The 11170-nt window shown below is 48.5% G+C and carries 5 protein-coding genes and 1 pseudogene; 2 read left to right on the top strand and 4 right to left on the bottom strand.

Annotated features, from left to right (window positions below; all coding sequences use genetic code 11):
* The first annotated feature begins 2 nt into the window (after positions 1–2).
* A complete protein-coding gene (locus tag H9J30_RS07375) occupies positions 3–5954 on the top strand; it encodes a hotdog fold thioesterase (RefSeq protein ID WP_240130626.1) in 5952 nt (1983 codons plus the stop codon).
* Positions 5955–6083: 129 nt separating this feature from the next.
* Complete coding sequence (pfaD, locus tag H9J30_RS07370) at positions 6084–7736, top strand: eicosapentaenoate synthase subunit PfaD (protein ID WP_240130430.1); 1653 nt, start codon at positions 6084–6086, stop codon at positions 7734–7736.
* A gap of 378 nt (positions 7737–8114) precedes the next feature.
* Here pfaD and H9J30_RS07365 read toward each other — a convergent pair whose 3' ends face one another.
* The 4 genes and pseudogenes from H9J30_RS07365 to H9J30_RS07350 form a co-directional block, all read right to left on the bottom strand.
* Positions 8115–9296, bottom strand: a complete 1182-nt coding sequence (locus tag H9J30_RS07365) for a hypothetical protein (RefSeq protein WP_240130429.1) — start codon at positions 9294–9296, stop codon at positions 8115–8117.
* Between the two features lie 373 nt (positions 9297–9669).
* Positions 9670–9893, bottom strand: a pseudogene (locus H9J30_RS07360) (transposase); the annotation flags it as partial.
* 61 nt (positions 9894–9954) lie between these two features.
* Positions 9955–10617, bottom strand: a complete 663-nt coding sequence (locus H9J30_RS07355) for a hypothetical protein (protein ID WP_240130428.1) — start codon at positions 10615–10617, stop codon at positions 9955–9957.
* A 73-nt stretch (positions 10618–10690) separates the two neighbouring features.
* Positions 10691–11113, bottom strand: a complete 423-nt coding sequence (locus H9J30_RS07350) for a DUF3224 domain-containing protein (RefSeq protein WP_240130427.1) — start codon at positions 11111–11113, stop codon at positions 10691–10693.
* Positions 11114–11170: the final 57 nt, after the last annotated feature.

The raw sequence follows: 11170 nt of genomic DNA, 5'->3' as shown, positions 1-11170 counted from the left end.
AAATGCATGCTCACCCGACTCTGCAAGACAGCGCCGCTGTGCCAAACGACCAGCGCCAAAGCTCAAAGGCGATGCCAAAGATTGCCATCGTCGGCCTTGCCGTCCAGTATCCCGATGCCGACACACCGGAGCAGTTTTGGCAAAATCTGCTGGATAAAAAAGATTCCCGCAGCCAAATCGATGCGGCCAAACTCAATGCCAATCCAGCGGATTACCAAGGCGTTCAAGGCCAAGCCGACCGTTTTTATTGCGACAAGGGCGGCTATATCCGCAATTTTCGTTTTGCCCCACAGGGTTATCAGCTGCCGCCGACGGCCTTTGATGGGCTCGATGAAAGCTTTTTATGGGCATTAGATTGCAGTAAAAAAGCGCTAATTGATGCAGGCATCGACTTAACGGCGCCATTGCTTGAACGCACAGGGATAGTAATGGGCACATTGTCGTTCCCGACTGCAAGCTCCAATGAACTGTTTTTACCGATTTACCATCAAGCGGTTGAAAAGGCATTAAAAACCAAGCTTAATCAACCACAATTTGCCTTAGCGCCCTTCGCCAATGGTTCGATGGCGGCCACGCAACAGGCCGCCAATGGTGCCATTGCCCATACCGCATCAAAGTTAGTCAGTGATGCCCTCGGCCTTGGCGGCACGCAGCTGAGCCTCGATGCCGCCTGCGCCAGCTCAGTCTATGCCCTCAAACTTGCCTGCGATTATTTAACCACAGGCAAGGCCGATATGATGCTCGCAGGCGCGGTATCGGGCGCCGATCCCTTCTTTATCAATATGGGATTCTCGATTTTCCACGCCTATCCAGACCATGGAATTTCGGCACCTTTCGATAGCAATAGCAAAGGCTTATTCGCAGGCGAAGGCGCTGGCGTATTAGTGCTTAAGCGTTTAGAGGATGCCGAACGCGATGGCGATAATATCTATGCCGTGGTCAGTGGTATTGGCTTATCGAACGATGGCAAAGGCCAATTTGTCTTAAGCCCCAACAGTAAGGGCCAAGTGCAAGCCTTCGAGCGCGCCTATGCCGCCGCCAACACCCACCCGAGCAATATCGAAGTGATTGAATGCCATGCCACCGGCACGCCGCTGGGGGATAAGGTTGAGCTCACCTCGATGGAGCGTTTTTTCGAAGATAAACTTGAGGGCACACACGCGCCACTGATTGGCTCGGCTAAATCCAACCTTGGACATTTGCTCACCGCTGCTGGCATGCCTGGGATCATGAAAATGATTTTTGCCATGCGTTCAGGCCATCTACCGCCAAGTATCAACCTTAAGGCGCCGATATCATCGCCTAAGGGATTGTTTAGCGGAAATAATATCCCCACTCAGCTGCAGACTTGGCCCGATAAAACAGGCAACGATCGTCGCCATGCGGGGGTGTCTGTATTTGGTTTTGGCGGCTGTAATGCCCATCTGTTGTTGGAATCCTATCAGCCAACAATTCACAGCGCCGAGAAGCAAGCCAACAAACCTGTTTATCAGCAGCAAGCATTAACCGTTATCGGCATGGCGTCGCACTTTGGGCCTTTGGCCTCCATCAATGAGCTGGATAAGGCGTTATCAGATCAAACAGATGCCTTTATCCCGCTGCCACCTAACCGCTGGAAAGGCTTAGATAAGCACCCCGATATCCTTAACCACTTTGGCCTAAATCGCGCGCCCAAAGGCGCCTATATCGAGCAGTTTGATTTCGACTTTTTGCGCTTTAAAGTGCCGCCCAATGAGGATGACAGGCTAATCTCCCAGCAATTGTTGCTGATCAAAGTCGCCGACGAAGCGATTCGCGACGCCAAGTTAACCGCAGGCAGCAAGGTCGCGGTGTTAGTGGCGATGGAAACCGAGCTTGAACTGCACCAATTCCGTGGCCGCGTGAATTTGCACACCCAACTTGCAGATAGCTTAACGCGACAAGGCGTTCACCTCTCCAATGATGAATACCTCGCCCTCGAAGCCATCGCCATGGACAGCGTGCTCGATGCCGCCAAGCTCAATCAATACACCAGCTTTATTGGCAATATTATGGCGTCGCGCATCGCCTCGCTGTGGGACTTTAACGGCCCGGCCTTTACCATCTCAGCCGCCGAGCAATCGGTCGCTCGCTGTATCGATGTGGCGCAAAACTTACTGTCCCAAGAGGCACTCGATGGCGTAGTGATTGCCGCCGTGGATTTAAGCGGCAGTATTGAACAGGTCATATTGAAAAATGCTCAAGCCGCCGTTGATCTCGATGCCAACAGCGCGAATCCACAGTGGAAGGTGGGTGAAGGCGCGGGCGCTATCGTGCTGACCAGCCAGCAAGCGAGCAACAGTCAACAAACGGGTTACGGCCAGATTCGTGGTCAAGCATTTGGCACACATCATCAGCTGCCCAAGCTGCTTGATTCGTTGATAACCGAAACAGCTATCGCCAATCCTTCAGTGCCCTCTACCATCCATATGGTTGAGCAATGTATTGCCCCAGAAGAGCGACTGCCCGCAGAGCAGCTATTAACGCAGCTTAATCTTATGGGGACGCCATGCAGCCGAGTCGCCAATACCCTTGGGCATAACTTTGCCGCTGCGGGTATGGCCAGTCTTTTGAGTGCCCTGTTAAACCTAAAGAATGGGTCTGCGGGTTCAGATAAAAACGCCGCTAAACAGGCATTAGTCTCCACCCAAAGCCAAGGAGTGAGCTCGCTGCTGCTGTTAAGCCAGACTGCAACGCAGGCGGCACAACTAGAACAGCGCCTAGCGCAAGATTTAACCTTGAGTGAGCAAAAGCATTTAATCAAACCTGTGACGCTCGGTGGCCGCGATATCTATCAACATATTGTGGATACGCCACTGCCCGCACTTACCGCCATCCAAGGCAAAATGCGCCTGTTACAGCCTGTCGCACCACAGGCGACACAAACTGAGCCCATAGTAGAAGCAGCACTTGATATCACGGCAAAAAACGCCACCCCATTTGCCACACCATTAGCAGTAGAGAGCGGTATGTCATCTAACGCACCACACCAATATTCGGCGGAGCCCTTGGCGCAGGATAGGGCGTCGCAGGATAGCGCGGCACTGTTACAAAACCAGCAACTGTTGCAAAACCAGCAGCTTGCCCGCGAGGCGCACTTAGCCTTTTTACAGAGCCGAGAGCAAGGGCTCAAACTGGCCGATGCGCTGTTAAAAGCGCAATTGTCCCAGACGACACAAATGGGTTCTGTTGCACCCCATGTTGCCACCAGCGCCAATGCCGCTCCCGCGGTGCAGCAAGCGGTATCAGTCCCAGAACTAAAATCAGAGTTAAAACCTGATCATGCTAATGTGTTGCCCTACACGCCGCCGATCCCTGCGCTTAAGCCCTGCATTTGGGATTACCACGACCTAGTGGAATACGCCGAGGGTGATATTGCCAAGGTATTTGGCAAAGACTACGCCATTATCGATAGTTATTCGCGCCGCGTGCGTCTGCCGACCTCGGATTATCTGCTGGTCTCGCGGGTGACTAAGCTCAACGCGCAAATGAACCGCTATCAGCCGAGCACTATGACCACAGAGTACGACATTCCCGTGGATGCGCCCTTCTTGGTCGATGGCCAAATTCCTTGGGCTGTGGCGGTCGAATCGGGCCAATGCGACTTAATGCTGATCAGCTACTTAGGTATCGATTTTGAAAACAAGGGCGAGCGCGTCTATCGCTTGCTCGACTGCACCCTCACCTTCCTTGGGGATCTACCCCGCGGCGGTGACACCCTGCGCTACGATATCTCCATCAACCACTTTGCCCGCAATGGCGATACCCTGCTGTTTTTCTTCTCCTACGAATGCTTCGTGGGCGATAAGCTGATCCTCAAGATGGATGGCGGCTGCGCGGGATTCTTTACCGATAAAGAACTGGCCGATGGCAAAGGGGTGATCCGCACCGAGGCCGAAATTAAAGCACACGAGCAGGCACAAATTGCACTGGCCAATGAATATGCCCGAAACGGCAATAAGCCACTCTTCACGCCGCTACTTAACTGCGCGCAAACGGCCTTTAGCTACGGCCAAATCCATCGTCTGCTGAGCGCCGACATTGGCGGCTGTTTCGGCGGTGAACATGCAGCCCATCAGGCAAAGTTTGGCCTCCAGCCTTCACTCTGCTTCGCCTCGGAAAAATTCCTGATGATCGAGCAAGTAAGTAAGCTCGACGTGCATGGCGGCGCCTGGGGCTTAGGCTTGATTGAAGGTCACAAGCAATTAGCCCCCGACCATTGGTATTTCCCCTGCCATTTCAAGGGCGACCAAGTGATGGCCGGCTCCCTGATGGCCGAAGGTTGTGGCCAGTTGCTGCAATTCTTTATGCTGCATATTGGTATGCACGCTAATACACAAGCAGGTGGCGTCACAAACGGTCGTTTCCAACCCCTTGAAAACGCATCGCAAAAAGTACGCTGCCGCGGTCAGGTATTGCCACAATCAGGCACCCTCACCTATCGCATGGAAGTCACCGAAATTGGCATGAGTCCTCGCCCCTATGCCAAGGCGAATATCGATATTCTGCTCAATGGCAAAGTGGTAGTGGATTTCCAAAACCTCGGGGTGATGATTAAAGAAGAAGCGGATTGCACCCGCTATTCGCAAAGCCATTTTTCACAGGGCTGCTCTTCGCAAAGCAGTTCTTCACAGAGTAATGCTCCCAAAGCAGCAAATATCGACAACCAAGCGGAACAAGCGCCACTGATGGCACAAATCCCGGATGTTGCAGCTCCGGTAAATAAAGGCGTTGTGCCACTAAAACATGTGAGTGCGCCGATTGCGCCAGCAGGCTCTAAGTACGCCAACCGCGTGCCCGACACCCTGCCGTTTACGCCTTACCATTTGTTTGAGTTTGCCACTGGCGATATTGAAAACTGCTTCGGCCCCGATTTTAGTATTTACCGTGGTTTAATCCCGCCGCGCACGCCCTGCGGCGATCTGCAACTCACCACCCGCGTGGTGGCCATTGAGGGCAAACGTGGCGAGCTGAAAAAGCCATCCTCCTGTATTGCCGAGTATGAAGTGCCCAGCAATGCTTGGTATTACGCTAAAAACAGCCACCCGAGTGTGATGCCTTACTCAGTGCTGATGGAAATCTCATTGCAGCCCAATGGCTTTATCTCGGGTTATATGGGCACGACCTTAGGCTTCCCGGGGCAGGAATTATTTTTCCGCAACCTCGACGGCAGTGGCAAGTTACTGCGCGAAGTGGATTTACGCGGTAAAACCATAGTCAACGATTCGCGCCTACTGTCCACCGTGATAGCTGGCAGCAATATCATTCAAAACTTTAGTTTCGAACTGAGCTGCGATGGCGAGCCCTTCTACCGTGGCAATGCGGTTTTCGGTTACTTTAAGGCTGATGCGCTTAAAAACCAGTTGGGTATCGACAATGGTAAAATAACCCAAGCCTGGCACCTTGAGCGCGCTATTAAAGCCGACAGCCAAATCAATCTGTTAGATAAAAATGGCCGCAGTTTTGTAGCGCCGCTGGGCAAACCATACTACCGCCTCGCGGGTGGGCAGCTGAACTTTATCGACAAGGCTGAGATTGTAAAAACTGGCGGTAAGAAGGGGCTGGGTTACTTGTACGCCGAGCGCTCCATTGATCCGAGTGATTGGTTCTTCCAGTTCCATTTCCATCAGGACCCTGTGATGCCAGGCTCCCTCGGCGTCGAGGCGATTATCGAATTACTGCAAACCTATGCCATAGACCAAGACCTAGGCGCAGGCTTTAATAATCCGAAATTTGGCCAGATCCTGTCAGAAATTAAATGGAAGTATCGCGGTCAAATTAATCCATTAAACAAACAGATGTCGCTGGATGTGCATATCACCAGTATTGAAGATAAAGACGGTAAACGCATCATCAAAGGCGATGCCAACCTGAGTAAGGATGGCCTGCGCATTTATGAGGTGACCGATATTGCTATCTGTATCGAAGAGGCATAACGCTAGCGCCTAACTTGCAGCATTAGCCACAGTTAGCTTAAGAACAGTACACAACAGCCGCAGTACAAGGGAATAACCCCTCTGCGGCAAACAAATTCAGGCCCAAACACCCAAAAGTGAACAGTCCAAATGACGAATACCACACTCGATAATAATAAGCTCAGTCCTTGGCCATGGCAGGTTGATGAAGCCGCCATCAGTTTCGATATCGATTCCCTTGGCAAAAAACTTAAAGATCTCAATCAAGCCTGTTACTTAGTCAATCATGCCGAAAAAGACCTAGGCATAGCCCAAAGTGCCGAGGTGGTGGGTCTTGCTGAAGCTCACCCCAGCAATGGCTTACACAAAAGCAATGGTTTGCATCCTGTAAGCGCCTTCGCCCCCGCCCTTGGCACCCAAAGCTTAGGCGACAGCAATTTTCGCCGCGTGCATGGGGTGAAATACGCCTACTACGCAGGCGCTATGGCTAACGGTATCGCCTCGGAAGAGTTAGTTATCGCCTTAGGTCAGGCGGGCATTCTGTGCTCCTTTGGCGCGGCGGGGTTAATTCCGTCGCGCGTTGAAGCCGCGATTAAACGCATTCAAGCGGCATTGCCCAATGGCCCCTACGCCTTTAACTTGATCCATAGCCCAAGTGAGCCAGCGCTGGAGCGTGGCAGTGTCGAACTCTTCCTTAAACATCAAGTGCGTACGGTTGAAGCCTCGGCCTTCTTGGGCTTAACCCCGCAAATCGTCTATTACCGCGCAGCGGGCCTGAGTCGCGACGCCAACGGCGAGATTGTGATTGGCAATAAAGTGATTGCTAAAATCAGCCGTACCGAGGTGGCCACCAAGTTTATGGAGCCCGCCCCCGTTAAGATGCTGCAGCAATTAGTGAACGAAGGGCTTATCAGCGAAGATCAAATGCTGATGGCGCAATCTGTGCCTATGGCCGATGACATTACCGCCGAAGCAGACTCAGGCGGGCATACTGACAACCGCCCTCTGGTCACGCTATTACCGACCATTTTGGCGCTCAAAGATACCATTCAAGCCAAGTACCAGTACAAAACGCCGATCCGTGTGGGCGCAGGAGGGGGGATTGGCACGCCCGATGCGGCGCTGGCGACCTTCAATATGGGCGCGGCCTATATTGTCACCGGCTCTATCAACCAAGCCTGTGTTGAAGCAGGTGCCAGCGAACATACCCGTAAGTTACTCGCCACCACTGAAATGGCGGATGTGACTATGGCGCCCGCCGCCGATATGTTTGAAATGGGCGTTAAGTTACAAGTGGTTAAGCGAGGCACCCTATTCCCTATGCGTGCTAACAAACTCTACGAGATTTACACCCGCTACGACTCGATTGAGGCGATTCCAACAGAGGAAAGGCAAAAGCTGGAAGAGCAAGTATTTCGCGCCTCATTAGATGAGATTTGGGCGGGTACTGTGGCGCACTTTAATGAGCGCGATCCTAAACAAATTGAGCGTGCACTGGATAACCCAAAACGTAAAATGGCATTGATTTTCCGCTGGTATTTGGGTCTTTCGAGCCGCTGGTCAAACACGGGCGAAGTCGGCCGCGAAATGGATTATCAGATTTGGGCAGGCCCCGCCCTCGGCGCCTTTAATGCCTGGGCTAAAGGCAGTTATTTAGATGATTACCGCGAGCGCAATGCGGTGGATTTGGCCAAACATTTAATGCAGGGCGCCGCCTACCAAGCACGGATTAACCTGTTGTTATCCCAAGGGGTAAGTATTCCGGTCAGCCTGCAACGTTGGAAACCACTGCAACGCTGCTAATTCGCTTTGCTAAATCGTATTGAGCGAGTTAAGTGAAAACTTAACTCGCTTTTTTGACTTCAATTTTTGATTCATTTACGGGTCAACTTCCGCTCGGCATGATTGCTATCAATCGAATAAATAATACCAAAAGCCGATTGGAGTTCCGTTTCCGCTCTGCATTGTCACTTCAGTGGCACGCCGTAAACCCATCCTTGGGGGCTCAACGGAAAAATCCCTTTTTCCGATGGCCACTGCCGTGACAATGCTCACCTGCAAGTTATGGCATAAAATGGAGCTAAATCGATATGGAAATTAATCTGTAACATCATTATGAATAACATCAAGCTAGCTTTTGTTAAGTGCCTAAGCTTTTTATGAATTAGAATCCTAAAAAACTTAATTACATAACCCCATATACTCATAAATCAGATCTTGCACCTCGTTTTTATCTGTGAAGCATCCATATCCTGAATAGCCACGTATGGGCGTCCGCAAGCGACAAATTTGCCCACCGCCCTCATCTAGAACACCTGCCCAATGGCCATATATTTCATCATTAGACAGAGGAGTTCGTGTAGTGGCTTGAGTTTTGTTTAGTTCAAAAAATTGTACTAGGCATGGATCAACCTTATCCCCATTAAATCGTACTGAATTATCACTACCTGATGGCGTAAAAAGGTCGCTGATTGAAACACCACCAGCATAAGAAAGCTCTGATTCTAATTCAAAATTAAAACTTATATTTTTATTCCCTTCCCTATAATATTCACCTACATATGAAACACTAAAAGTTAGTCTATTATCTGGAGCAACACGGTAATCATTTTTGTCATAAATCACATGCACAAATATTTTGCTAGCATTACTGTGATTAAAAATAATCTCAACATCAGTAAGCTCTAGAGTTAGCCCAGTCAGATCTGTATCCTTAAAGCCACCAACAAACTGCGTCCAAGTTAGACCACCTAAACTTGCCTTCATTAAAGCACCAAGCTCATTCAACACTCGTTGTTTATAATCTTTTGATGTAAAAAAATCAGTTGGGAAAGATGACATACTACACTGGGCATTTTTATTATAATCAATTCCTTGAACAAACTTTGTAGATGGAGTTTTCTTATTTAAATAGCTGTTATCATATTCTCCAGCATAAGCCACTATTGATTTCAAACTAAGTTGGCGGAATGAATTATCAATTTGATAAAACATGTCTAAATCATTCTTCTCACTTTGTGTTAATGGTATTGACTTTATCTCACTGCCACCAAATTTTTCCGCGGATTGGACAATAAACTTACTTGCAATTTTTGCAGTGGGATTTACTACAATCACTTTTTCATTTTGTTTATAACAAACACTATCTTCTCGAGAAACTTTTCCTTTTGAAGTTGAAAACTTACAGTTATTAGAAAGAATCTCTTTTTTCACTAAGCTAATAAAATCTGCATTGCTACAATTATGACATACGTATGCTGCAGTCTTTGAGGTTATGGAACCATACGAAAAAAAACTGATAAGCGGAAAGTTAAAAAAATAACTTGAAAAAATTTTAACAGCCTCATTTATAATTTCTTCCAAACTCTATTAAATTTATAATATTGCCATGCAGTCTTGGCACATAAAATACATCATTAGTATAAAAATCACGACCACCGTGAAGATGAAAACAAATTAACCTTTAAAAACATAAATTTAAAATATTTAATTTACTTACAAGTTGCTCTTGCTTTAAATGACTTGAATGAGAGTCATCAAAAGTCGCGGGGACTACATCTGAGGCAGTAGATTGAGCTAATTCCTTCAAAAATAGTGTACTTCAGACGAGGTAAGTCATCCCATCGTGTTTAGGAGATGCTCAGCAAGGATTGCTTTTAAAGTGATGAGGTAGTTTTTAGTTGCTGTAAAAATGCAGGCAGCTTGCCGCAAAGTGCCGTCGTCGCTTTTCAAGATATTAGCAGTAATCGGTCAGTTGTTGCAGCGAGTCCATTGAACCATAAAATAGTTTGCCAAACTCTGTGGTCAGTCTGAGCCCAATGTTATGGTAAATGTTTAATTTTGCCAGTAACTTAACTGTATTGTCACTGATTACGGCCCGTTGAACATTACGAAAAATTCGGCCTGACCATCCGCTCATTCAAGGTAATCCGTTAGCAAAAATGCAATGCCATTTGACTGGCAATTTCCCATAACTGAGAACCCAATTCCCATAACTTAGACACAAAAATAAGCGGTGGTTTTAAAGATCCATCGATGACAGTATCACGATATTAATCAGGATAAATATCGTTAGCACAATTAACACCCGCATAAAATTAAATTCCCTGCTTTTGGGAAGGGATTTTTGAGTGGTGTTGCTAAAGTCCTGAAATTTACAGCCTATATCCTGGACACATTGCTGCAACGCTTGTTGTAATTCCTTTCTATCAGTGCTGTTAGCCAATTTTAGTTGCGCGCCCTTAGGCTGCTGCAATTGTAGATAGGCGAGATAATGCTCAACGATATCTTCTGCTTGGCGATTACGCTCGAACTGGTGCCAATGGGTTGTTTGCAGCAGGTAGAGTTGCACGGCGTGAATATCCGAAAAGGCATAGGACCGCCAGCGCCATAAGCCAAGCGATTTGCCATTAATAACGCCTTTACCGAGCCAAAATTGTTGTCGTTCGACATCTAACCAACACTGTTGCCGAATCAGAGCTATCGGTAACGCGGGTAGAAACAAGAAAAGTGCCGCCCAGCCTAGCACAAGTCGCAAAACCGGATCGGGTTGTAACCATGCCGCACGAGCACTGAGTAACGCGAGCACTAACAATACAACGGCAAAAAACCATAAAATAGGTCGGTATTGGGTACTTAGTACCTTGATATAATGTGCATTTTTTGAAGGTCGATTCTGAGCCACTTAACCCATTCCTCAAATAGATGTTGACCTTGCACCTCAATCATCGACAATGCCGCTAAAACCTCAATACGATCTAAGCTTCAACTTCCGATGCTGGCTCAAAACAAAAGCTAAATTCATAAAAATGTTGACCGTTTTCAATGCTGATCGCCATTGTGCCGTAGAGTCCTGTGAGTTCACCCGCACCAGAATGGGGGACTACCTCAAGGTGTAAGCGGTTTTGTCCATCGGTCATAATGCCAAAATGTTGCAGTACAAAACTGCCCTGTCTGCCGCAGAGTTTACCCACCACTTGTTCAATCGCCACATAACCCGCTGAGCCTTTTACGGCAGTCATAGCGCTAAGCATTTCCCCTTGGCTGCGGGCCTCTAGCTCACCATAAAAAGTTTTATCTAAAGTCATTCTGCCCAAGTTCACGCCGCCCACACCTGTGGCATAGGCATTCTCGGGGGTGAGCTTAACATCAAACTTGCCCGTGACTTTGGTCATCTCCATAAACTCACTCCTTGTTTTGATATTATACGTTGCTTCAATATCTTAGCGTTCCAGACT

The sequence above is a fragment of the Shewanella cutis genome, assembly GCF_022410515.1.
GTDB lineage: Bacteria > Pseudomonadota > Gammaproteobacteria > Enterobacterales > Shewanellaceae > Shewanella > Shewanella cutis.
The sequence above is the reverse complement of the archived record's forward strand: the minus strand, read 5'-3'. Positions and strand labels throughout refer to the sequence as shown.